Source organism: Mesorhizobium sp. M1182 (assembly GCF_040318335.1).
Lineage (GTDB): Bacteria > Pseudomonadota > Alphaproteobacteria > Rhizobiales > Rhizobiaceae > Mesorhizobium.
On record NZ_JAMYMD010000049.1, the window covers coordinates 17135 to 39951 of the forward strand.

Consider the following 22817-nt stretch of genomic DNA (forward strand, 5'->3'; position numbering starts at 1 on the left):
AGGCAAAATTTAGCACGGTCTCTATCGAGATCCGAACCCACTTAGCATAGTTTTTAACGTTCTCAACACGATGACGAAATCAAGCCACGGCGAGAAATTCTTGATGTAATAGAAATCATAGTGCAGCTTCTCGGTTTCATCGTCGTCTTCCGACACATATCCTTGATTCACTTGAGCCCACCCGGAAATTCCGGGACGAACGATATTTCGGTAGCGATAGAATGGCAACGCCACCGAATAGTGAGATGACAAAACTGTCGCCTCAGGGCGAGGCCCGATCCAGCTCATTTCCGAACGAACGATATTTATCAGCTGCGGCAGTTCGTCAATTCTGCTTCTGCGAAGGAAGCGGCCGAGCCGGGTAACCCTGCTGTCACCCGGCTTGGTAACCGCGAGACTGCGAACGTTTGCCGCCTCAGGTTCACTGACGGTCATCGTCCGGAACTTGTACACCGTAAATGACTTTCCGCCGAAGCCGAGGCGCTCCTGACGAAATATGGCGGGTCCGGGAGATTCCAGCCTGATTAACAGCGCGATCAACAAGAGGAAAGGCGTCAGCACGATCAGCGCCACCAGCGCACCGACCCAGTCGATCGCCTGTTTGATCTTGATATAAGCCTGGTTGGGATTAATTGAGCCCAGCGTATTTTCGGATAAATGCTCGATTTCGACGCGACCAGTCAGCGATTCGGTGATTTGCTTGACATGGTAGACTGGAACTCCTGCAAGCGCCCGGTCGGCTATGTAGCGCTCCCAATCGTCGGACAGATCGGCGCGCAGATCGGCAACGACGCCGTTGACCCGTTCAATGATCATGTCAGGGGAAACAAGCCAATGCCAGTTCACCCCGCGTATCTCGTCTAGACGACCAACGGCGCCGCCTGGAACCACAGCAAGACTGTAAGGGTCAAGCCGCCGGCTTATGATGGTCAGAACAAAGTACCAGAGAATTGACAACGTCAAGCTGCTGGCTGCCTGGAAGCCGCTATATTCAATTCGAGATAAGAAAATGACCAAATAGACGAACCCGTACGACAATGCAAATGTCGGAAAAATGTAACCCGACGCCGCAATGCCCGGGAAATTACCTATACGGCGAAAGGCGAAATAACCTATCGTATGCGCAACGACGCCTGCAACGATGGTAATCTGCAAGTTCGCATAGTATAGAATTGAAGGATCAAAGGAAATCCTGATCAGCACAGGGAGCAGGATTGCGAAGGCCAAACCGCCCAGGAGTTGGAATCTAACCCTGTGCACGAGGTGCCGCTGTCTTGGCCGATTCATCATAACTATATTCAAGTCAATGCTCTCTTGCGGGGCTACTGAGTCAAGATCTCTTCCAAATGCGCCTTGGCCGCTTCCATTGTTCTAGGCAGGACTTTAGCCTTGGCGATGAACTCCAGGAGGCCTGTTGGACATTCACTGGACTAGGTGCCGCTCTCGGCCGACGCTCGAATAGGCTATGCCTTCCTTCACGACGTCCTCGCCGCGGTACACGTTTCGCAGATCAACCATCACCGGCGTCGCCATGAGCGCGCGGAGTCGCTTCAGATCCAAGGACCGAAACGCATTCCACTCGGTGACGATGACGATCGCATGCGAGCCGTCAGCTACTGCGTAGGCGCTTTCCCCGAATTCAATGCCTTCGATCATCTTGCGTGCCTGCTCCATGCCGACCGGATCATAAGCCTTGATCGAAGCGCCCGCGTCCTTGAGCGCCTGAATAATGGCCAATGAGGGGGCATCGCGCATGTCGTCGGTATTCGGCTTGAACGTAAGGCCGAGGATACCGATCGTCTTGCCGCGAACCGAGCCGCCGCAGGCCTCGACTACCTTGCGCGCCATCGCCCGTTTGCGCTGGTCGTTGATCGAGACCGTTGTTTCAATCAGCCGCACGGGGCTTGCCGCGTCCTGCGCGGTCTTGACCAGTGCCAGCGTATCTTTCGGGAAACAGGAGCCGCCATAGCCCGGCCCGGCATGAAGAAACTTTGCACCGATGCGGTTGTCCATGCCGATGCCGCGCGCGACGTCCTGCACATCGGCCCCCAACCGCTCGCAGAGATCGGCAATTTCGTTGATGAAGGTGATCTTCATGGCCAGAAATGCGTTGCCGGCATATTTGGTAAGCTCAGCCGTACGCCGGCTCGTATAGAATATCGGTGCGGCATTCAGCGAGAGCGGCCGGTAGATCTCGCCCATGACCGCTTTGGCCCTTTCGGCATCGGTCCCGACAATAATGCGGTCGGGCCGCTTGAAGTCCTCGATCGCCGATCCTTCGCGAAGAAATTCCGGATTGGAGACCACCGCAAAATCGGCGGCGGGATTTTGCTCGCGAATGATTCGCTCAACCTCATCGCCGGTACCGACAGGGACGGTCGATTTCGTCACCACGACCGTAAATCCCTTGAGTGCGCGGCCAACTTCGGCGGCGGCGTCGTAGACGAAGGACAGGTCGGCATGCCCGTCGCCACGCCGCGACGGCGTGCCGACGGCGATGAAGACGACATCCGATTGAGAAACGGCATCCGCCAGATTGTCTTCGAAACGCAAGCGGCCTTGCGCGGTGTTGGTGGTGACGAGGTCGTCGAGCCCCGGCTCATAGATCGGTATCTTGCCGAGTTTGAGCATGGCAAGCTTTTCCGCATCACGATCGACGCAGCAGACCTGATGGCCAAAGTCGGCAAAGCAGGCGCCCGAGACGAGCCCTACATAGCCGGCACCAATCATTGTTATTCGCATACCGCGTACTCTCAATCAGCGCCGATGAGATGATCTCGCCAGACAGCGCCTATTCCCCACCGAACGACGGCTACCGCACTCCCGGGTGAAACCCGAGAGCGCATCCTACAACAATTTACATCACGACGCCGCCTTGATGTTTGCGGCTACGCGATTGCTACGAGATCCCTGGCATCCAAGTCGACAGGGATTTCGCCATTCATGATGGCCACCAGAACCCGGGCTCTTCCGGCTGGATCGAGCCGGTCAAGGCGGCCGATCATTTCCGCGAGAGGGCCCGAAAGGATTCGGACCGAGGCACCGGCCGCGAGGCCTCCACTGAAATCAAGCAGCCCGTCCTTACCGGTCAACGCAATGAAACGCTCTACCAGACCCGAGGGGACCGGCAAAGGCCGGTCGCCTTGCGTGACGAGGGAACGCACACCGAATGTTCCATTGACCGAGCGCCAACGTTGCAGTCCGAGGTCAAGGGCGATGAACATGTAACCCGGGAAATAGGCCGCCGACCGGGTTTGGAGCCGCCGGGCATGACGCACGGTTTTCTCGCAGCGAGGCACAAACGGCTCGAATCCCTGGATCCGGAGATGCCGCTCTGCGACATGCTCCTTCCCGGGAAAGACGCTGGCCGCATACCAGCGCGTTGCCGGCACGGCGGTCGGCCCACGCGACAGGGCTGTTGCCTTGCTCGTTGTTTTTTCCGCGCTACTCACATGTCTTCCTTCGGCGGTCGGCGGCATGATCTCAGGTCAACGGTTACGACAGTGTGTGGATACCAGCAAGCAACCAAGCCACTAAAGTCAAGGCGGTTGGGTTAAGAATTTCCTACACATTGTCCAGAAATTTAGCTGTGCCTAAATAATCACCGAGCCGCTTTCTTTTTCAGCCGGCTGAGATGCTATGTCGAGCAATTTATTTCCAACGTAGGTGCTTGGTTACGCTGGTCGTGACGAATCGCCCGTTGGTTCTGGTACTTAGTCCGTCGACTTGAAGCTAATGTGACGAATGGCGTCGCGCTAGAAGCCTGCCGCCAGCGAGAAAGATCCTGCACGGCCACACCAACTACGGCGAAAACCATTCGACAGGTTATCGCGCAGAACAGGTTGCCATCGAGTCATGGGGTTCAGGCAATAGGTTGGTGACAGCGGTGCAACATGCAGGTCCGTTTTTGGCTTAAGTTCCGCTCGACCGGCTTCACGAACGCTTCAACAGCGACCAGACAGCCGGCACCAGGCTCGCGGCCAGCGCAACCTTGATCAGATCACCGACGATAAAGGGCACCACCCCGAACTGCCACGACTTTTCCGGGCCGATCAACAGCGCCAGCCAGGCAAAGCCCATTGCCATCATGACGATCTCGGCCACCAGCATGGCATTGAAGAGCTTGATAGGATGGCGATCCCAGCCACGGTCGGCAGCCCAGCCGACGATCGCCGCCATGACGACGAAGCCGGCAAGATAACCGCCGGTCGAACCGAGCATGTAGGCGATGCCGATGCCCTTTTCGGGCGTGCTCTGGAAAACCGGAAGCCCCAGCGCGCCCTCAGCCATGTAGAGAAGCAGCGTGGCGACGCCAAGGCGCATGCCGAAGGCGGCAGCGATCAGCAAGACGGCGAGCGTCTGCATCGAGATATCGACCGGTCCGAGCATGACCTTGGTCTTGGCAGACAAGATCAACAGCAGCGTTCCGGCGATCGCCAGCAAAAGCTGTCCTGCCAGCCGGGCCGCGCCCTTTTCAGGCAGAGCGAGAGAAATAAGCGGACGCATCGTCGTTGCAATTGCCATGGTCTTCCCCGTTCCGGATTGCCGCCGAACGCGGCCTTGCGTTTTCCTATATTGGCTTCCGTGCTATGCGGCAATCGGTTTTGCCCTCGCCCCAAAAAAGGTCGCGACGTTCGCATGGCGCTGAAATTCGACACACGCTTCGAACCGTCCTATGGCAAGGGCGTGATCGTTGCGCCTGGTATTCAACGCGTCACGGCCCCGAACCCAAGCCCGTTCACCTTTCACGGAACCAACAGCTATATCGTCGGGCGCGAGACGCTGGCGGTGATCGATCCGGGTCCTGATGACGAGGCACATCTTCAAACGCTGCTCGAAGCGATCGGGACCAGGCCGGTCAGCCATATCTTCGTCAGCCACACGCATCGCGACCATTCGCCGCTGGCGGCGCGGCTGAAGCAGCACACCGGTGCGGCGGTTCTGGCGGAAGGCCGGCATCGCCCGGCGCGGCCGTTGCGCACCGGCGAGGTCAATCCGCTCGATGCCAGCGCCGACACCGACTTCGTTCCTGACATCGCGCTGCCGGATGATATGATGATCGACGGTGACGGCTGGGCGATCCGGACGGTGCTGACGCCCGGCCATACCGCCAATCACGCGGCCTTCGCGCTGGAGGGAACCGGCATCCTTTTCTCGGCCGATCACGTCATGGCGTGGGCAACCACGATCGTCGCACCGCCGGATGGCGCGATGGCCGAGTACATGACATCGCTCGATCGGCTGATCGAACGTGACGACCGGCTGCTGCTGCCCGGTCATGGTGGGCCGGTGACCGAGCCGCGCAGCTTCATGCGCGGATTGAAAACGCATCGCAAAATGCGCGAACGCGCAATTCTGGAGCGGATCAACAGCGGCGACCGGGCAATCAAGGACATGGTGGAGGCGATCTATCGAGACACCGACCCGCGCCTCCATGGCGCGGCCGGCCTGTCGGTGCTTGCCCATCTGGAAGATCTGGTGGCGCGCGGCCTGGTCCACACCGACGGCGAGCCGGCTATCGACGGCATCTATTCGCCGGCAACCTAGCACACTTCGGATATCATTCCGCCGGCGCCACGCCCACCTGGCCGGCGACTTCCTGGTCGAGTTCGGAAAGGAAATCGGTGATGCGCGCTGCATTGTCGCCAAGGTCGTAGCGGCCGTAACGCGAGGCCGAGCGCATATCGACGATGACCGCATCGCCGTCGTCGGTCACGCGGATGGCAACATCGGCGGGAAGACCAAGCAGCAAGCCCTTGGCCAGCGCATCGACCGTCACGTCGCTTTGCCCTGCTGCGTCTGGAAACGGCGCCGTGAGCTGCCAGCCGCGCCGATCGAGCACCGTTTTGACCGCCTCCAGAACGCGGTCGAAAGGCAAGGTGTAGCTGCGTCCGGTAACAAGCGGATAAGCTTCGATTTGCAGGCGCTGCTCGCCGGGTGTCGGCGGCAAAAGCTCGTTCATATCCTTCGTCCGGGTGGAAATATCGAGCACCGGTGGGTCGTCCAGATCCGTCGAGATGTCGCGTAGTGGCGGATAGGTGGCCACCCAATAGGCCGCGACGCCGTAAGGGATGAGCACCAGAACCGCCAGCAAGGCGCCGACGGTCAGGTCATGGCCGCCGCGATCACCGAAATTCCACAATCGCGCAAAGGCAAACCCGGCGAACAGAAGCGCAAACGCGGCCAGCAAGGCGACAATGGCGAGCACCCACAGGAATGCCGACGTCTCGACGAGATCATATCGGTGGCCGATGAGTACCGTCAGCAGCAGGACCGCCGAAAAGGCGCCGGCGCGCCGCGACCAACCGGCAGCCCTCGATGTCTGTCGCTCGGGAATTCCCGTCATTGCTTTCCGCGCTGCCCCAACCCGAACACAGGCATAGTGCCTTTCAGCGCCGGCTTGAAGGCGCAAAGACGCCGCATCTCCGGTCAATCCGTCGGCAGGTGATAATCCCGAAACTGCTGTCGCAAGGTAATCTTCTGGATCTTGCCGGCAGCGGTGTGCGGGATTTCGCTGACAAAAGCGACGTCGTCCGGCATCCACCACTTCGCCACCTTGCCGTCCATGAAAGCGAGGATGTCCGTCTTGGACGGCTCCCTGCCCGGCTTGCGCACGACCACGAGCAAAGGCCGCTCGCCCCATTTCGAATGCGGAATGCCGATGGCGGCGGCCTCCGCCACGTCCGGATGGCCGACAGCAAGGTTCTCGAGCTCGATGGTCGAGATCCATTCGCCGCCCGACTTGATCACGTCCTTGGCGCGATCGGTGATCTGCATGTAGCCGCCGGGGTCGATATGCGCGATATCACCGGTATCGAACCAGCCGTCTTCATCGAACTGTTCGGATCCGATGCCGCCATAATAGGCGCGCGCGACGGCCGGCCCGCGGACTTTGAGTCGGCCGAAGGTCTTGCCGTCCCATGGCAGCTCGTTATCGTCGTCATCCGTTATCTTCATTTCGATGCCGAACGGCGTAAAGCCCTGCTTCTGCTGGACGGCGAGGCGAGCCTCACCCTTCAGCCCGGCATAGTCCGGCTTCAGGGTGCACAGCGTGCCGAGCGGCGACATCTCGGTCATGCCCCAGGCGTGGACGACCTGGACATCGTAATTGTCCTGGAACTTCGTCGTGATCGCGCGTGGACAGGACGCGCCTCCGATGACGACTTTCTGCAGATAGGGCAGTTTCCTGCCGGTTTCTTCCAGATGCTGGAGGAGCATCATCCACACCGTCGGCACGGCGGCGCTGAAGGTCACCTTCTCGGTGTCGAGCAGCTCGTAGATCGAAGCGCCATCCATCTTGCAGCCGGGCATGACCAGCTTGGCGCCAATCATCGGCGCGCTCTGGGCAAGGCCCCAGGCGTTGGCGTGAAACATCGGCACGACCGGCAATACGGTATCGCGCGACGACAGGCCCATGGCGTCGGGCATCGCTTCGATCATGGCGTGCAGCACGTTCGACCGATGGCTGTAGAGGACGCCTTTCGGGTCGCCCGTGGTGCCCGAGGTGTAGCACATGCCGGCGGCGGTGTTTTCGTCGAAAGTCTTCCAGGCGAAGTTGCCGTCGGCTTCAGCAAGCCATTCTTCGTACGCAACCACATTGGGCAGCGCAGTCTCCGGCATATGCGCGTTGTCAGTCAGCACGATAACCTGCTTCAGCGACTTGACCGCGCCGGCGATCTTTTCGAGCAGAGGCAGGAAGGTCAGGTCGACGAAGATCGCCTTGTCCCCGGCATTGTTCATGATCCAGGTGATCTGCTCGGGAAAAAGCCGCGGGTTGAGCGTGTGATAGATGGCGCCGACACCCATGATGCCGTACCAGGCCTCGATATGGCGCGCGGTGTTCCAGGCCAGGGTCGCGATGCGGTCGCCAAGCCCGAAACCGTCACGCTCGAGCCGCTCGGCGACCTTCAGGGCACGATCATGGATTTCGGCATATGTGCTGCGCACGATCGGCCCCTCGATCGAACGCGACACGATCTCGCGGCTACCGTGCTGCCTCTCGGCGTTGTCGATCAGCTTGTGACAAAGCAGCGGCCATTCCTGCATGAGCCCGAGCATTTTGTTCCTCCCGTTATTTTTTGCGCCATTGTGGGACGAACCGGCCGATTGTCCAGCCAGGATCGGGCTGGAGCGGGGCATGGAGCCAATTGAGGCCGAATTCGCCACAATCCGGCCATGCTCGGCGTTAACGTTGATTAACGGCGGGGCGCGATTGGCGAATGAAAGAGGTTCGCATGGACGCGCAGCTCGACGACAAAGCCTTGGAAAATACGCTTGCCGAAAGCCTGGCCGATCTGGTGGCCGCCGATGTAGCGCAGGCCGATCTGGTGCCTGACGCCAAAACCGTTTCCGAAGATGAATTCGTCGAGGTCGTCGGCGGCGCCCTCGAAGCTGTCGGCGGCACGCTCTTGTTCAAGATGTGCGTCGAGAACGAGGGCGAAGCCCAGCACGTCGCCGCCGCATCGGTCGGCGATGGCGGCAATCGCCAGTTCCTGCTGCTCACCTTGCCGACCAACGGTGGTGCTTTGAAGGTCGAGACCACCTCGAAAAGCACCAATCCGGTGGCCGGGATTGCCGCCGCCTATGCCGGGCTGATGGACGCTTTCCAGGCCGCCGCCTGATTTTAGGCGCGATACCGGAGGAAAGCGCAAGACTGCCTCCGCGGGCGATGCCCGCCGGTGGCTGGCAGGTCTTGCGCGACGCGCTTGCCAAACACATCTTGGGGTAGAGGCAAGGAGATCCGATATGGACCAGATCGCAAACCCGTCACCCGGCTTTCAGCAGAATCCGGGCAAGGTCATCACGATCGAGCCTTATAAGGGCACCGTAACGGTGCGCGCCGGCGATACCGTTATCGCCTCATCCAGCAAGGTCAAGGTGCTGACCGAACCGCCCTATCCGCCTGTTTTCTACATTCCGTTCGGCGACATCGACTTCAAACAGCTTGGCAAGACCGAACACTCGACCCATTGCCCCTACAAGGGCGATGCCAGCTATTGGAGCGTGCTGCCCACCGGCGATGCCGGCGAGGATGCGATGTGGGCCTATGAGCGGCCGTTCGACGAGATGGCAGACATTCGCGATCACGGCGCGTTCTACCCGAACAAGGTGACCATCGAGGCCACGCCCGACTGATCAGTCGGTGGTGCCTTCATCGCCGATGCCGTCGGCATCGTCGAGACGCACGAAGGTGAGGCCCTTGGCCTTCAGCGCCAGAAGTCCCTGCACCACGCCTTCACCGGCCGCATGGGTCGGCTGGTTGATGTGAGCGATGATGACGTCGCCGTCCTTCGCCGCGGCAATGCGCCGGGCGGTCTCTTTTGCGCCGAGCAATGAGCCGCCATCGCCGTTGATTGAGAATCCGGCGATCTTGAAACCAAGCTTGCGTATCATCGCGATCGCCGACGGGCTGTATTCGGCGGTTGCGCCGCGAAACCATTTCGGCGCCGGTTCGCCGGTCACGGCAAGAGCGGCAGCACCCGATTCGACCTCGGCCAGCACGGCCTCCGGGCTGCCGGCACTGCGAATGCCGTAGATCTTTTGCGGCGTGTCGACAGCCGGGACATGGCGGCCGCCATGGTTTTCCAGTTCAAACAGTTCGGGATGCGCCCGCATGATCTCGACGGCGGCGGCGTTGTGCTTCAGCCAGATGCCGGTGACGAAAATGGTGGCAGGAATCTTGTTTTGCACCAGCGCCGAGAGAATCCGTGTGTCGGTCCTTCCGCCGCACGCATCGAGCGTCAGCGCGACGCGGCCGCCGCCCGCCTCGGCCTTGATGTGCAGCGTCGGTGCGACGAGCAACTGGGCGTTGCCAGGAGAGACAGCCCACAGCGATATCGCAACGGCGCAAAAATACTTTTGGAACAGGCGCATCGATTTATTTCCAGGTCGGCCGGATCAAAGTTGAAGCGGCGACCCCAAGACCGGCATCAAGGCGGAAATCGGGACGATGCCCCTGCAAAAGCGTCGGCAGCGGCAATTTGACCGCCGGCCTGACCTTTGGCAAGCGCGAGGTCACAATGCGTGCTCCACGTCCTTAACCTTACGTGAAAGGATTGCGAGCACCGCGTCGACCACCGCTTTGACCTCAAGTCGCCAGACGCAGCAAGCCTTGCTCGGATCGGGTCGGCGGCACAGGTCCCTGGCTATGCACTCGCAAGGCATGGAGGGCCGCGGCGTAACACTGGCCACGCCGACAGGTCCCCAGACGGCCGGGTCGGTCAGGCCGAACAGGCCGACAACCGGCGTTCCGGCGGCGGCGGCCATGTGCATCGGGCCACTCTCGTTCCCCAGAAACAGGCGTGCCTGGCCGAGGACCGCCAGCAGCGTTGCCAGCGACAGCGCCCCGACCACGTTGACGACCGGCGAAGCGGCCTTGGCCACGATGCGCTCGGCAGATGCCCGTTCATCGGGGCCGCCGACAAGCAGGAAGTCCAACCCGGTCTGCCGCGAGATCTCGTCGATGGCCAGCGCAAAACGTTCCGGCTGCCATTGCCGCCCCCGGAAGCTCGCTCCTGCATGAACGGCTATGAAGGCGTTACGCCGGAGATGATGCCGGTCGAGAAGCGCCAATGCCCTGGCGGTCTCCAGCGGCAGCGGCTCAATCATCGGGACCGGCGCACGCAACTCCACGCCAAGCGCCTCAAGCGGCGAAAGATAGCGGTAGAGATAATGCTGGCCACCAAAGCCAAACGGCTTGGCCAGGACGTTGGCGGGCTGGCGTTCCAGCCAGCGCAACGGTTTTTCGGGAGGATCATATCCGACGCGGGTCTTGGCGTTGACGAGCCTGACAATGATGCGTGAGGTTTTGGAATCGGCCAGGTCGATGGTCAGGTCAAACCGGAACCGGCGCAGAGCGCGCACCATCGCGTAAAGCTCGCGACCACGCTGCACAGGGGTGCCACGCATCCGTACGCGTCGGAACGCCACCACGTCCGAGGCGATGCCATGAGCCAACAGGAAAGTGGCAAAGTTCGCCTCGCAAAGGAACACGATCCTGGCCTTTGGATATTGGAGGCGCAGGTTTCTGACGAGCGCGGAAGCGAGGACAAGATCGCCGATGAATTTCGTCTGGAGGATGAGAATCGAGCGGACGTGCGTGGGCGGGTTCTGCAACATCTGTTTCTGGCACCGGGGCGGGTTCGGGGGCCGGAAACTGGGCAGAAACGATGTCGGGATTTGGAGCCGACAGACGCACGTTCGCGTGAATTCGGTTACAAATCGGTAAGGTCAGATGCCGGTGGACTCCAACTCTTATCCGCGGCCGTTCTTTGCAGCCTGCATCGTTGCTTGCACGGCGCATCTATCCGTTCCAGATTGACCAGACCAAAGTCGAAGCGGCGATCTTAAAATCTCTGTCAAGGCGCCAAGTCACAGTGCGTGCTCCACGGCCTTAGCCGTGCGTGAAAGGGCTCGCGCAATGCGCCAATAACGGGTTGACCTCCAGCCGTCAGACGACACAGTGCAAGATGACTCGCCCCGACTTCACGACAGCTATTGCCACCCCAAACTGTGGCTCGTCACCGCCTCGTTTGCACTCCGCGCGAACACTGATGATGGTGCAAGGCGTGCTGGGCTTACCGAGGGCTGTCGTGAGGCTTTTCCTGAGGAGTTTGAGACTTCGACCAGACAAAAATACAGCGAGCCCATCTTCATCACAAGCACGCGGCGGTCGCGTTCCCGGGCCCGCAACTCACGATAGGCTCTTCATCTTCAGAGTGCCGCCCGGCAACCTGGTACGCACATCTCCCGTTGTGCCATGCAGCAATAGTGTGCAATGCGGTAATGTGTGCAATGCGGTAAGTGGAGATCTTCCGTCACGGAAGAGTCGACCGCTTATCATCGACTTTTTTGGGGCGATTTTGCAGGAGGCCGGAGCCGAGGCCTGGCTGGGGCCGTCAATGCTTTGGCTGGGCGGGAGTATGGTATCAGCCCAGCGGCTGATCGCTGAGGAGACGCTGGCGGTTCGACCACCAGGTAAAATAGATCCGGCCGATCTTGAAGACGGGTATGCGGCGGGCGCGCTCGCGGGCGCGCAATTCGCGGTACACCTTCACCTTCAGCGTGCCGCCCGGCATTCTGATACGCACTGCCATCGCTTCCGCCGCCCCAAATTGTGCAATGCAGCATCGCCTTCCGCTGCGGAAGAGTCAATGCCTGCCCGCCGACTATTTCTGGGATTTGTCGAGCGGTCTCGGAAGTTTTGGCGCGCACGGCGGTTCCTGATCATCGAGGCGGCGGCATGCCCAGTCGGCATCGTCTGGTGCGCGGGCTATTTCCTGGGCGAGGATTTTTTGGGCGAGGATGGGCGATCGGACACGCCGCTCGGCCACCAGATGACGAAGTAATTGCCGACCTGCCAAACCGGTACCTCGCGGTTCTGCTCGCGGCGCCGCAGCTCGTTCCTTTTCTTGATCTTCAAGGTGCCGCCCGGAAGCCTGATTCTTATCGTCACGTGTCCTCCCGCTAAAGCTACGAACGTAGACGGGAACAGTTTCATCCAGGCTAGGCAATTTCATCCAGGCCAAGCAATTTCGGGGCCGAAAACGCAGCGCGCCGGACCGCAGCGATATCGCCGGAACCGGCTTCATTTGAAGAAATCCGCAATGCCGTTGATGGCCAGCACCGCATAGACGATCGGTCCGGCGATAAACGCACAATAGAGGCAGAGGATCGCCGCCAGCACCGCGAGCAACGGCTTGTCGCGAGCGACGGCGCGGAGCTCGGACTTCACCGACCAGCGTGCCGCAGCGGTTTGTTCATCATCAGACATGTGCACCATCCCGCGGCCATTTCACACGGCAGGTCGAAAACATCAACCTGCCCTTGCGGCGCAGAAGAATCCGTTGGGCAGTGCTGCTAAGATGCATGCCGGGCACCCAAAGGGTCGCGATACGCCAAGCCTAGCGCCATGCGGCGTGTATTCCGTCGATCGCCCTGTGTACCTGTCCGACGTCCCTTAGATCGGATCTATTCACACCTCGGCTTTCGCAGCCAGTACCGCCGCCTGCGCGGCAGCCAGCCTGGCAATTGGCACCCGGTAAGGCGAGCATGACACATAGTCGAGGCCGACCTTCTCACAGAAATGGATCGATGCCGGATCGCCTCCATGCTCGCCGCAGATGCCGAGCTTGATGTCGGGCCGCGTCGCCCTGCCCTTCTCTGCCGCCATCCGCACCAGCTCGCCGACACCGTCTATGTCAAGCGACACGAACGGATCCTGCTCGATAATGCCTTTTTTCCGATAGGTCTCGAGGAATGAGGCCGCGTCGTCGCGCGAGATGCCGAAGGTCGTCTGGGTCAAGTCGTTGGTGCCGAAGGAGAAGAATTCGGCCGCCTCGGCGATGACGTGCGCGCGGATCGCCGCGCGCGGCAGTTCGATCATCGTGCCGGTCAGATAATCGATCCTGACACCAGTCTCCTCCATCACGCTTTTGGCGACGGCGTCGATGCGCGCCTTGACGAAGTCGAGCTCCTTCACCAGCCCGACCAGCGGCACCATGATCTCCGGCACCACCAGCGCGCCGGCCTCCCTGCCGGCCTCGACGGCCGCCTCGAAGATGGCTCGTGCCTGCATCTCGGCGATTTCGGGATATGAGACGGCAAGCCGGCAGCCGCGATGGCCGAGCATCGGATTGAACTCGTGCAACGCGTCGGTGCGCCGCCGGAGCTTGTCCGGGGACACGTTCATGGCGGCGGCGACCTCGGCCACCTCCTCCTCGGTCTTGGGCAGGAATTCGTGCAGCGGCGGATCGAGCAGACGGATCGTCACCGGCAGCCCGGCCATGATCTCGAACAGTTCGAGGAAATCCGAGCGCTGCATCGGCAACAGTTTGGCCAGCGCCGTTCGTCGGTCCTTTTCGGTATCGGCCAGGATCATCTCGCGCATGGCGACGATGCGGTCGCCGTCGAAGAACATGTGTTCGGTGCGGCAAAGCCCGATGCCTTCGGCGCCGAAGGAGCGCGCCATGCGCGCATCGAGCGGCGTCTCGGCATTGGTGCGCACCTTCATGCGGCGCGCGCCGTCGGCCCATTCCATGATGGCGGCGAAATCGCCCGAGAGTTCCGGCTGGAGCATCGGCACGGCGCCCTTCAGCACCTGGCCGTTGGAGCCGTCGATGGTTATGATGTCGCCCTTGCGGAAGGTCGCTCCCATCGCCATCAGCGTGCCGGCTTTGTAGTCGACGCGCAGCGAGCCGGCTCCTGAGACGCAAGGCTTGCCCATGCCCCGCGCAACAACGGCGGCGTGGCTGGTCATGCCGCCGCGCGTCGTCAGGATGCCTTCGGCCGCATGCATGCCGTGGATGTCTTCGGGGCTGGTCTCGATGCGCACCAGGATCGCCTTTCGGCCTTGTGTCTTGGCCTCCTCGGCGTCGTTCGAGGAAAACACGATTTCGCCGGTGGCAGCACCCGGCGAGGCCGGCAGGCCGACGCCGATAATGTCGCGCGCCGCTTTTGGATCGATTGTCGGATGCAGCAACTGGTCGAGCGAGCCCGGATCAATGCGGGCGACGGCCTCTTCCTTCGAAATCAGTCCATCCCTGGCCATGTCGACGGCAATCTTCAGCGCCGCCTTGGCGGTGCGCTTGCCGGACCTGGTCTGCAGCATCCACAATTTGCCACGCTCGATGGTGAATTCGAGATCCTGCATGTCGCGGTAATGTTTTTCCAGGCGGTCGGAGATACTGACGAAAGCCCGGAAGGCGTCCGGCATCAGTTTCTGCAGCGACGGCTTGTCGGAGCCGGCGGCAATACGCGCCGCCTCGGTTATGTTCTGCGGGGTGCGGATGCCGGCAACGACATCCTCGCCCTGTGCATTGACCAGGAACTCGCCGTAGAGCTGCTTTTCGCCGGTCGACGGATTGCGGGTGAAGGCAACGCCGGTGGCCGAGGTGTCGCCCATGTTGCCGAAGACCATGGCCTGGACGTTGACCGCCGTGCCCCAGCTTTCGGGAATGTCGTGCAGGCGCCGGTAGGTGATGGCGCGGTTGTTCATCCAACTGGAAAACACCGCGCCGATGGCGCCCCAGAGTTGCTCGCTCGGATCCTGCGGAAACGGCTTGCCGAGCTCCTCCTCGACCTTGGCCTTGTAAAGGGCGATCACGCCTTGCCATTCGATCGCCGTCAGCTCGGTGTCGAGCTCATGGCCGAGGCCGCCTTTCTGGTCCTCGAGGATTTCCTCGAACACCTCATGGTCGAGGCCCATGACGACATCGGAATACATCTGGATAAAACGGCGATAGCTGTCATAGGCAAAACGCGCGTCGCCTGAATCGGCGGCCAAGGCTTCGACCGTCTCGTCGTTGAGGCCGAGATTGAGCACGGTGTCCATCATGCCGGGCATGGAAGCGCGGGCACCGGAGCGCACCGACACCAAAAGCAGTTTCGACGGATCGCCGAAACGGCGCCCGGTCAGCCGGCCGATATGGTCGAGCGCGGTCGCAACATCCGGCACCAGGGAAGTCGGGTACGTGTGGCCGTTGGCGTAATAGGCGTTGCAGACCTCGGTGGTGATGGTGAAGCCCGGCGGCACCGGCAGGCCCAGGCTGCACATTTCGGCAAGGTTGGCGCCCTTGCCGCCGAGCAGATTGCGGTCGCCAGCACGGCCTTCCGCGGCGCCGTCGCCAAAGGTGTACACCCACTTGGTCATGCTTGCTCCCCGGTTGCAGGAGATTGGAAAGGTTGGCAAATCGAGCGATATGATGCTGCAGTGCGAAAGGCAAGGCATCGACCAAGCCGGCCAGCCTCTACAATCGATTAAGGAAAAGCTGCGCCGAAAAGACTTGCTTTTTGGAAAGCTTTGTTGTAGAACATATCGAGAACAAACAGCAGAGCGATGAGAGAGACCGGAAAGCTCGATTGTCTGGAAATGCCAGCGACAGGCGGAAAGCTGGACACGGTGAAGGCTTTCCACAGTGCGGCCTTCTCATGGTCGTTCACCGATTACGGACCGACCTATTCAGCTTTTGCCGAAGGGCTGGACGGCGGTTTTCAGGCGGATGGCCGAGATGCGCCGGCCGCTCTATACGTCGGGGGTGGTTTTCCCCGGCGTTTTCCTGTCCATTCCGAAAGGCTGGAGGAAACATTGAGCGCCGTCGAGAGTGCCGGCGGCACCGTCGTCAAGCGATCTTTTCATTCCCCGGCGGCAGGCGGTTCCATTGCGTCGATCGGGCCGGCAATGAAATGGCGGTGTGGGGTGAATAGGTCCGTTCAAAGTGACGATTGCAAAACTGGTGGCGGGTCGGTCGCGCATAGTCGATATGTCGGCATTGAGCTTTCTCGCAGTTCGTCCTATAAGGCCGCGCGCACAGCGGGCACGCTCCGGCTGTTGGGGCGTAGCCAAGTGGTAAGGCATCGGTTTTTGGTACCGACATTCCCAGGTTCGAATCCTGGCGCCCCAGCCATCGCCCTAGTGTCCAACCCGGAGACATGGGTAACAGATTGTACTTAAGACATGGGTGACAACCTCGTGCCGAACGGGTTGTCGATGGTCTGCAAGGTCCTCTGTTCCAAGTCGATATACCCGAGATCGTAATGCATGAAGCTGACGAGCCAAATGCCGTCGTCGATCTCCTTGATTCCCAGCCTCTGACCGGCGAGCACGGTCGCGGCGGACTTTCATGTGAGTCCATACCCTGCGGCTGCGAAGTAATTTCTGCATTCTGTTGGAGAGAAGACATTGCAGATATCGCCAATGGCCTGCCACAGGGCGTCGATGGTTCTGATGGCCTTTGCGCGGAGGTGCGCCTTGAGCTTGGCGAATGTGAGCCTGGCGAATGCCATGTCGATGGGTTGAGATCTGGGCTGTAGGGCGGCAGGAAGAGCAGCCGTGCGCCTCTGGCCCGGATCGCTGTCTCGGCGGCCGGGCTCTTGTGCGCAGCGAGATTGTCGAGGATGACGACATCGCCCTTTGCCAGCGTAGGAGCGAGCCGCGTTTCGACATAGGTTTCGAACCGCGCCATGCCGACGTCGGGACGATCTTGCTCGCTGGCCAGCAGCTTTTTTTTGAAGCGATAGCCATTCCTGATGAGCCAGCGCGAGATCGAGGCAGGTGCGACCTGGACGTCTGTAGCAGCGGCCAGCTCGGCGGCAAGCTCCGGCATGGTGATGTCATCCTTCTCGGCCACACGGCCAAGCAGGAACGCACGATGCGGGTCGAGCTTGGAATGGCGGCGGCCACCGCTGGCCTTCGGCGCCAGGCTCTCGGTCTTTCGATAGTTCCTCATCAGGATCACGACAAACGAAACCGACTCCCCAAATGTGCCGCCGCCGCACGCCGCGAGTGACCAGCCTCGACAAACCGCACAACACGTTCACGCAAATCGAGCGAATAGGGTTTGGGCATGGCAAATCACCTCCTACAGGAAGTGAATCATGAACCAGGCCTCACTGGATCCCTCGCGACTCAAACTGAACGTCCGACGCTCTAGAGCGGCTCACTGATTGATTGAATCGACCAGGATCCCCAGTCTTTGGGATTTGTGGTTCAAGATGCTGGCTGAGCTGAGGCCAGCATCTGATGACACGAGCACTTTCGAACGATCTTCGTGAGCGTGTTCTTGAAGCAGTGGGCGCCGGCGAGAGCTGTCGCGCAGTGGCGTCGCGGTTTGGAGTTGCAGTTTCGTCGGTGTGAAGTGGTCGCAGCGTCACATCGACCATCTCGTCGCCACCATCGCACTAGGTGAATGCAAGAACTACTTTCGCAAACGTCGGATACGCTTCCGTCAAAACGTGAAAGGCTCCTAATCTGTCGAGACAGCCTCTTGAACTGAAAAAAGCTCGAATTGACGCTATTTTACTTTGATTGAACTTTCAGCAACAGCGAACACCGCGGCAAACATCGGCACTAGGCGGCGATTGCCGTATTCGTTGAGGTGGTTATCGTCAAGATAGAGGGGGCGGTGATCTACCGAACCAAGACATTGGCCCCCCGGGCAGAGAGCTGGCAACGGATCGAGGAGATGTGCGCCGCAGCGTGTGGCGACGCGCTGCAGGATCGCGGTTGCCTCCGCATGGCGCGCACGGACGTCAGCTAGTGGTTGAGTGACGTCAGGCGAATGGAGATCGCCAATCAGCGCCCGCGCGACGGTCTCTGGCAGTCGGGCCGGAAAGTCGGGGAAGGGAAGCGTTAGATAGACGGGCCGCTTCGCCGCGATCGCGCAAATGGTGTCGGTGAGCCCCGTCTCGAATTGCTGCGCAGTGAAGGGCAGCACCGGACCATCCGGTTTGTGCGTGTCGGCGACGAACACGACTGGTTTGGTCTCGAGATAGGCGTGCCAGTAGTTGACGATCACGACTGGCGTCGCGCTTGGTGGACCGTCGATGAGCGCGGTGAGGAAGCGCTGGTTAAACGCGAAGCACTGGCTGTCGGGGAGGGTCGATGTCGCCGTGCGGATCGTTGGGCAAGCCGCATAGGCGCTAAAGCGGACCTTGCCCCAGCCGTTCGGGATGGCGTCGGCCAGTGCGGTCTCGACCGACACAGCATGGCTGTCGCCGATCATTTCGACCGCGATGCCGGTGCCGCTGCCGCCAATGATGCAGGCCGGCAGCGGCTCACCCGTGTGCGGAAAACAGTCTTTTATATATGGGTTCCTGTCAGCCGCGGCTGCAGCGGCCATACGAACGGCGGGACCGAACCGTTGTGGCATACCGCGCGCGCTCCAGATCCCTGCGCTCGCGCATATGATCACGACAGGCACCACGGCCGGTACTAATAATTCGGTCAGCTTGGGGATGAAGCCTGACCCGTCGAGCGCTCGGAGCAGCCGTTGACTCGGCAATTCGACCAGCCGGTACGACAAATGGCCGACCCCAAAAGTAGCCGCAATGCCAGCCCCGATCCAGACTGCGTCATGCGCCATATTGAAATAGTTGAGCGCCACGACGATCGGCCAATGCCATAAATATATCGAATATGACCTGAGGCCGATCCATGTCGTCATACGGTTGCAGATAAGACCCGAGTCGTTTCGCCGCGCCCAGATCGTGAGCATCGTGCCAAGGACGGGCACGATTGCGCGCCAGCCAGGCCATTTTACGCTTTCAGCGAAGAAGAACACCGTGGTAAGAATAAGCGCGAGCCCCGCCAGCTCGATCGCGCGCGGCGTTATGCCGCGCAGATAGCGGTCAATCGGAAAGAGACAGACAACGCCGCCCGCCAGCATTTCCCATGCACGCGGCGGTAGAAGGTAAAAGTCGGCTGTGGGTGCCGTATGAGTAAGCCGCACCGAGAGAGCATAGGACGCTATCGCGACGGCTATGACGAGGATTGCCACCACGCGTTGTTGCAACAAGCGCGACGCTGCTATCACGATCACCGGATAGAGGATGTAGAACTGCCACTCGACTGACAAGGACCAAGTATGTAGCAGCCACTTGGCTCGCGCGCTGCGATCGAAATAGCCAGCCTCACTCCAGAAGAAAAAATTCGAGACGAAGGTCATCGCGCCGGCCGTATGCTTGCCGAGCAATTGAAATTCGGATGGGACCAATATGAACCATCCGACAACAATCAATGTGACACAAAGCATCGCGAGTGCCGGCACGATCCGACGCGCCCGATCGACGTAGAACCCGAGCAGTGAGAAGCGTCCGTTTTCGACGCGCCGGAAAATAATGCTTGTCATCAGATAGCCGGAAATAACGAAAAAAATGTCGACGCCAGAAAAACCGCCGGAAAACCCCGGCACTTGGAAATGGAAAAGCATCACGCTGAGAACGGCGATGGCTCGCAAGGCATTGATGTCTTCCCGAAAATCAGCCCGATCTGCCATTACCAGAGGTCACCTTCGCCACACGGCCTGGCAATGTCAGGCTCCCGATGCCGGAGCCATCTCACCGTAACGACATCCAGAGTCAAGCGAGGTCAGCATCGTCCGCTCGCTGCCGCACGGTCATGTCGCCGCAGCGGCTCGTAGCCGGATACGCCTTGGCCAAATGGCAGCCCTTTGCTGTGGTTGACGTATCGCACTCGCTCGTTCCCAAACGCCTTGCGCTCACGCGAGAGGCGGTCCTCTTCGTCGGGAATCGGCACCCGGAGCATCGCGCACACCCGCGATTCGCCCCGCTTATAGGCCTGCAATGCCCGAACCAGCGCCTCCCCGTCGAACTTGTCGGTCTTTGCCCGGCGCCGCCGGCGCGAGGTCGCAATCGACGTCGGATCGACGACGTGGCTTTCGATCCCCTCGGCCTGTAGCACGCGATGGATCCAGAAAGCCGTCGAGCCCGGCCTCCTGGATCACGAAAATCGGAAAGCTCCGCCCGGTCCGTGCCTCTGCCTTCCTGTTGAGCTCGGCAAACCGCGCCAGCATACCGGCGATCTCGCTGGCCGCCACCATATGCTTCGACATCTTCTCGCCGGCGCCTGGCGACAGCGAGGTGATCCACCATTTTGAGAGACTGAGTTCCGACGAGACGAAGATTGCGCCAAGATCGGTGCGGATAGCGGTCGGCGCTTCGGGTCGGGTAGCTGCAACGGGCATTCTTGCCTCCAGGGTGAGATGTTTAGCAACTTCACTTTGCCATAGCGCAGGTCGTTATCAACCTCCCTAATATGTTCTGGAGACATCGCCCAAGCCTTGAGCCACGACCAATTTGTCTACGCTAGTCATCAGCCTTTGTGCTGCCTCATAGAGCAACGTCCGCATCATGCCGTCCCCGCATAGACGTGCTTGCTTTCCCCGGACTCGCCGCGCTTTGGCATAAGCCCCAAGGATGTACCCTGCCGCCTTGGAGTTTCTGAACCGCTGCGGGATGACAATTGTCGCGGCATAGGCGAGCGCCACCACCATCAAGTGCCGGAAGGTTGCATCATTTCTGGCGACCGTGAGCGCTTTTTTGTGCTGCAGAACAGATTCTGCGCGCAGCTTCCGCCGGGCGGTAAGCAGCGGCTCCATGATCTCTTCGGGATCGGGCAATGCCTGCGACGCTCTCGCGGATGCGCTCCTCGAACTTCACTGTTCCCACAACACCGGCCTTGGGCCGAAGTTGCGCAGGAGGCCGCGGACGTCGTTCTCGATGCGATCGCCTTCCCCTGCAGCAGCTTGCGGGCAATCAAGAGTGCCCGCCGCTTGTGGCTCGTCAGCATCGTCACATGAAACCGGGCGTTACAGGTTGACCCGCATCATCTGCGATGGCGCGCGCGTCGTTGCGATCCGCCTTCGCAGTTGATTTTGGGCAAATCGGATGCGATCGTGGCGGGCAAGCTACCGCCTCGCCTCGCGCCACGGAGGAGCCGGTATCGATCTCGGAGTCGGCTTTGCCCAACAGCGTTCAGCCCGCAAATAACATCGTTGCAGCAGAATGAGATTACACCCAATCGCCGAAAGAGTAGGTTTTTTCGGCACTCTGATTGCCGTTCTGGTGCTTGCACTTCTGCCAGTTCACCGTCTCAAGGAGTTTGGTTTCGATATAGGCTTCCGCTATGACAAGCTTAATCACGGTATCGCTTTCGCGGCGTTGATGATTGTTGGGAGCCTCGGTTGGCCGGAACGCAAAATGAGTTTGATAATCTCCCTCGCTTTGGCCGGCGCCGCGATTGAAGTCCTTCAAGGTACGACGTTAATAGGGCGTGATCTCGATGGACTTGATTGGGCGGCTGACTGCGTCGGCATCGCGTGCGCTCTGGCAGCTATGGGCTGCGCCAATTCGCTTGTTCGACGAGCGGCTTAAGGGACGTCCTCGGAAACGGCACCAAGCTGTTCCTGCAGACATGCTCTCGAGCGGCGAACCGAGGTAGAACCGCAGTCGCTGGTTGCCGCCATGACTTTTTGCAGGGCGAGATCTTACAATTTCGAGTGCACGCCAAGGCCTGCAGGAAATGCCACAACAATCGTAATCGGATCGATTTACTCGGCGCGCTTTCGCGCGCTCTTCCCTTGGAGACGGTGCTTTGCACGTCCTCTGTCGATGCCGCATTGTGTGAACCTGTCTGCTCCTGGCGTCATCCATATCTCCCCGGTTGGCATTCTGGTGCCCGGTCGCCCTGGCTGTCTGGGCGAGAATTCCCATCAAGTGTCTGTCGACAGCCACGCTCGCACGTGACCCACCTCTCTGGCATTGCTGAGATCCCTCAGATCTCGGTCCCATATCGCGCGTCCGCGGTCCGGGTATTGTCGTGTGGCCGGCCAAGTATTGCGGTATTCTGGTTGAGCTGCATCTCAGTCACAACCGGTCCTGGTAGAGCCTGCCTTTTTCGGCGAGGGACAGAATCCACACGTGACAATCTCCCGTGTCGCAATCTCAGTTGCGGACAACTTGGTTGTGGGTTGGCACCTGCAGTATCTGTCCACAGCAAATTGGTGTCGCCGGCAGAGAACGTGGTTAGGCCAGCATCTTAGCTTAACGTCGGCTCCATTGGCCGGCAGGCAAATGCATATTGTGGATGAACGGCGTTTGTCTGGCCTAGACTTGGCATTCTATCTTATATCTTAATGCATTCACAAACCAAAACATCGTGTCTTTGTGTCTATTCTGCTGAATGTCAGTACATCCAAGGCTTATATGCTGAGAATCAGTATAATCTACAGTAAATTTTGAATAAATGAAGAGTATCTTCCAACTAATTTTAGCGCACATATCCATCGAACTATAAAAAATAAGGGATATATGGAAAATGCCTGTAAACAATCACCAGAAAAAACAATGTGGATCATCTCTATAATTACTTGGCCTTCTATCCATCGCCGACCATCCATAAGTATATTTTTTCGGCGCACTCGGACAATCCTGCCACCGATCAACCATTCTATCAGAGCCTGCAGGTATGTGATTTGGCGCTAATATACACCCTCTAGTAGGCAGACATCCGCGGGGCGCTA

General features: G+C 60.0%; 19 protein-coding genes, 1 tRNA gene and 5 pseudogenes. 6 read left to right on the forward strand and 19 right to left on the reverse strand.

What is annotated here, in order from left to right; all coding sequences use genetic code 11:
* Positions 1 to 21 precede the first annotated feature (21 nt).
* The 4 genes from NKH33_RS30920 to NKH33_RS30935 all read right to left on the reverse strand — a co-directional run bounded on the left by NKH33_RS30920 (position 22) and on the right by NKH33_RS30935 (position 4524).
* The gene (locus tag NKH33_RS30920) at positions 22 to 1155 is read right to left on the reverse strand and encodes a sugar transferase (protein WP_352923183.1); all 1134 of its coding nucleotides are present in this window, start codon (positions 1153 to 1155) and stop codon (positions 22 to 24) included.
* Positions 1156 to 1422: 267 nt separating this feature from the next.
* Positions 1423 to 2742 (reverse strand): UDP-glucose dehydrogenase family protein, encoded by a 1320-nt coding sequence (locus tag NKH33_RS30925; protein WP_352923186.1) that lies wholly within the window; start codon positions 2740 to 2742, stop codon positions 1423 to 1425.
* A 146-nt stretch (positions 2743 to 2888) separates the two neighbouring features.
* On the reverse strand, positions 2889 to 3452 hold the full coding sequence (gene nusG / locus NKH33_RS30930; RefSeq protein WP_352923189.1) for a transcription termination/antitermination protein NusG: 564 nt from the start codon (positions 3450 to 3452) through the stop codon (positions 2889 to 2891).
* Positions 3453 to 3933: 481 nt separating this feature from the next.
* Positions 3934 to 4524 carry a biotin transporter BioY gene (locus tag NKH33_RS30935; RefSeq protein WP_352503745.1) on the reverse strand — a complete coding sequence of 197 codons (591 nt, stop codon included), beginning with the start codon at positions 4522 to 4524 and terminating at the stop codon, positions 3934 to 3936.
* Positions 4525 to 4638: 114 nt separating this feature from the next.
* Here NKH33_RS30935 and NKH33_RS30940 point away from each other — a divergent pair, with 114 nt between their 5' ends.
* Positions 4639 to 5547, forward strand: coding sequence for an MBL fold metallo-hydrolase (locus NKH33_RS30940; protein ID WP_352923192.1), 909 nt, complete (start codon positions 4639 to 4641; stop codon positions 5545 to 5547).
* 13 nt (positions 5548 to 5560) lie between these two features.
* On the opposite strand, the gene NKH33_RS30945 is transcribed toward NKH33_RS30940, so the two are convergent.
* Positions 5561 to 6346 (reverse strand): DUF1499 domain-containing protein, encoded by a 786-nt coding sequence (locus tag NKH33_RS30945; RefSeq protein ID WP_352923194.1) that lies wholly within the window; start codon positions 6344 to 6346, stop codon positions 5561 to 5563.
* 83 nt (positions 6347 to 6429) lie between these two features.
* Positions 6430 to 8058, reverse strand: coding sequence for a fatty-acid--CoA ligase (locus NKH33_RS30950; RefSeq protein WP_352923197.1), 1629 nt, complete (start codon positions 8056 to 8058; stop codon positions 6430 to 6432).
* Between the two features lie 176 nt (positions 8059 to 8234).
* On the opposite strand from NKH33_RS30950, the gene NKH33_RS30955 reads away from it, so the two are divergent.
* Together NKH33_RS30955 and NKH33_RS30960 are read left to right on the forward strand one after the other, a co-directional pair.
* The gene (locus tag NKH33_RS30955) at positions 8235 to 8621 is read left to right on the forward strand and encodes a hypothetical protein (RefSeq protein WP_352503741.1); all 387 of its coding nucleotides are present in this window, start codon (positions 8235 to 8237) and stop codon (positions 8619 to 8621) included.
* 124 nt (positions 8622 to 8745) lie between these two features.
* Positions 8746 to 9135 (forward strand): DUF427 domain-containing protein, encoded by a 390-nt coding sequence (locus tag NKH33_RS30960; protein WP_352923199.1) that lies wholly within the window; start codon positions 8746 to 8748, stop codon positions 9133 to 9135.
* On the opposite strand, the gene NKH33_RS30965 is transcribed toward NKH33_RS30960, so the two are convergent.
* The 7 genes from NKH33_RS30965 to NKH33_RS30995 all read right to left on the reverse strand — a co-directional run bounded on the left by NKH33_RS30965 (position 9136) and on the right by NKH33_RS30995 (position 15939).
* Positions 9136 to 9873, reverse strand: a complete 738-nt coding sequence (locus NKH33_RS30965) for a polysaccharide deacetylase family protein (RefSeq protein WP_352923201.1) — start codon at positions 9871 to 9873, stop codon at positions 9136 to 9138.
* A 141-nt stretch (positions 9874 to 10014) separates the two neighbouring features.
* A complete protein-coding gene (locus NKH33_RS30970) occupies positions 10015 to 11118 on the reverse strand; it encodes a glycosyltransferase family 9 protein (protein ID WP_352923203.1) in 1104 nt (367 codons plus the stop codon).
* A gap of 809 nt (positions 11119 to 11927) precedes the next feature.
* Complete coding sequence (locus tag NKH33_RS30975) at positions 11928 to 12095, reverse strand: hypothetical protein (RefSeq protein WP_352923206.1); 168 nt, start codon at positions 12093 to 12095, stop codon at positions 11928 to 11930.
* Positions 12096 to 12271: 176 nt separating this feature from the next.
* Positions 12272 to 12454: a hypothetical protein gene (locus NKH33_RS30980; RefSeq protein WP_352923209.1), complete on the reverse strand. Its 183-nt coding sequence runs from the start codon at positions 12452 to 12454 to the stop codon at positions 12272 to 12274.
* Positions 12455 to 12586: 132 nt separating this feature from the next.
* Positions 12587 to 12772, reverse strand: a complete 186-nt coding sequence (locus tag NKH33_RS30985) for a hypothetical protein (protein WP_352474196.1) — start codon at positions 12770 to 12772, stop codon at positions 12587 to 12589.
* 201 nt (positions 12773 to 12973) lie between these two features.
* Entirely contained in the window at positions 12974 to 15649 is a 2676-nt protein-coding gene (ppdK, locus tag NKH33_RS30990; RefSeq protein WP_352923211.1) for a pyruvate, phosphate dikinase, read from the reverse strand.
* Between the two features lie 107 nt (positions 15650 to 15756).
* On the reverse strand, positions 15757 to 15939 hold the full coding sequence (locus tag NKH33_RS30995; protein ID WP_352923219.1) for a hypothetical protein: 183 nt from the start codon (positions 15937 to 15939) through the stop codon (positions 15757 to 15759).
* On the opposite strand from NKH33_RS30995, the pseudogene NKH33_RS31000 reads away from it, so the two are divergent.
* Together NKH33_RS31000 and NKH33_RS31005 are read left to right on the forward strand one after the other, a co-directional pair.
* Positions 15869 to 16203, forward strand: a pseudogene (locus tag NKH33_RS31000) (VOC family protein). The gene NKH33_RS30995 and the pseudogene NKH33_RS31000 overlap by 71 nt on opposite strands.
* A gap of 125 nt (positions 16204 to 16328) precedes the next feature.
* Positions 16329 to 16403, forward strand: a tRNA-Gln gene (locus NKH33_RS31005).
* Positions 16404 to 16446: 43 nt separating this feature from the next.
* On the opposite strand, the pseudogene NKH33_RS33350 reads toward NKH33_RS31005, so the two are convergent.
* Together NKH33_RS33350 and NKH33_RS33355 are read right to left on the reverse strand one after the other, a co-directional pair.
* A pseudogene (locus NKH33_RS33350) lies at positions 16447 to 16608 on the reverse strand (transposase); the annotation flags it as partial.
* 9 nt (positions 16609 to 16617) lie between these two features.
* Positions 16618 to 17344 (reverse strand): annotated as a pseudogene (locus NKH33_RS33355) (transposase).
* A gap of 174 nt (positions 17345 to 17518) precedes the next feature.
* On the opposite strand from NKH33_RS33355, the pseudogene NKH33_RS31020 reads away from it, so the two are divergent.
* Positions 17519 to 17649, forward strand: a pseudogene (locus NKH33_RS31020) (IS630 family transposase); the annotation flags it as partial.
* 140 nt (positions 17650 to 17789) lie between these two features.
* On the opposite strand, the gene NKH33_RS31025 reads toward NKH33_RS31020, so the two are convergent.
* The 4 genes and pseudogenes from NKH33_RS31025 to NKH33_RS31040 form a co-directional block, all read right to left on the reverse strand.
* Complete coding sequence (locus NKH33_RS31025) at positions 17790 to 19772, reverse strand: acyltransferase family protein (protein WP_352923213.1); 1983 nt, start codon at positions 19770 to 19772, stop codon at positions 17790 to 17792.
* A gap of 116 nt (positions 19773 to 19888) precedes the next feature.
* A pseudogene (locus NKH33_RS31030) lies at positions 19889 to 20480 on the reverse strand (transposase); the annotation flags it as partial.
* Positions 20481 to 20546: 66 nt separating this feature from the next.
* Positions 20547 to 20894 carry an IS110 family transposase gene (locus tag NKH33_RS33360; RefSeq protein ID WP_502906783.1) on the reverse strand — a complete coding sequence of 116 codons (348 nt, stop codon included), beginning with the start codon at positions 20892 to 20894 and terminating at the stop codon, positions 20547 to 20549.
* A gap of 412 nt (positions 20895 to 21306) precedes the next feature.
* Positions 21307 to 21549 carry a hypothetical protein gene (locus NKH33_RS31040; protein ID WP_352923216.1) on the reverse strand — a complete coding sequence of 81 codons (243 nt, stop codon included), beginning with the start codon at positions 21547 to 21549 and terminating at the stop codon, positions 21307 to 21309.
* Positions 21550 to 22817: the final 1268 nt, after the last annotated feature.

Coding starts and splice junctions, on each gene's coding strand:
- NKH33_RS30925 (WP_352923186.1), bottom strand. CDS start 2,742: ATGCGAATAACAATGATTGGTGCCGGCTATGTAGGGCTCGTCTCGGGC.
- NKH33_RS30965 (WP_352923201.1), bottom strand. CDS start 9,873: ATGCGCCTGTTCCAAAAGTATTTTTGCGCCGTTGCGATATCGCTGTGG.
- NKH33_RS33360 (WP_502906783.1), bottom strand. CDS start 20,894: ATGGAGCCGCTGCTTACCGCCCGGCGGAAGCTGCGCGCAGAATCTGTT.
- NKH33_RS30950 (WP_352923197.1), bottom strand. CDS start 8,058: ATGCTCGGGCTCATGCAGGAATGGCCGCTGCTTTGTCACAAGCTGATC.
- NKH33_RS30975 (WP_352923206.1), bottom strand. CDS start 12,095: ATGGCAGTGCGTATCAGAATGCCGGGCGGCACGCTGAAGGTGAAGGTG.
- NKH33_RS30935 (WP_352503745.1), bottom strand. CDS start 4,524: ATGGCAATTGCAACGACGATGCGTCCGCTTATTTCTCTCGCTCTGCCT.
- NKH33_RS30985 (WP_352474196.1), bottom strand. CDS start 12,772: ATGTCTGATGATGAACAAACCGCTGCGGCACGCTGGTCGGTGAAGTCC.
- ppdK (WP_352923211.1), bottom strand. CDS start 15,649: ATGACCAAGTGGGTGTACACCTTTGGCGACGGCGCCGCGGAAGGCCGT.
- NKH33_RS30960 (WP_352923199.1), top strand. CDS start 8,746: ATGGACCAGATCGCAAACCCGTCACCCGGCTTTCAGCAGAATCCGGGC.
- NKH33_RS30970 (WP_352923203.1), bottom strand. CDS start 11,118: ATGTTGCAGAACCCGCCCACGCACGTCCGCTCGATTCTCATCCTCCAG.
- NKH33_RS31025 (WP_352923213.1), bottom strand. CDS start 19,772: ATGGCAGATCGGGCTGATTTTCGGGAAGACATCAATGCCTTGCGAGCC.
- NKH33_RS30940 (WP_352923192.1), top strand. CDS start 4,639: ATGGCGCTGAAATTCGACACACGCTTCGAACCGTCCTATGGCAAGGGC.
- NKH33_RS30955 (WP_352503741.1), top strand. CDS start 8,235: ATGGACGCGCAGCTCGACGACAAAGCCTTGGAAAATACGCTTGCCGAA.
- NKH33_RS30945 (WP_352923194.1), bottom strand. CDS start 6,346: ATGACGGGAATTCCCGAGCGACAGACATCGAGGGCTGCCGGTTGGTCG.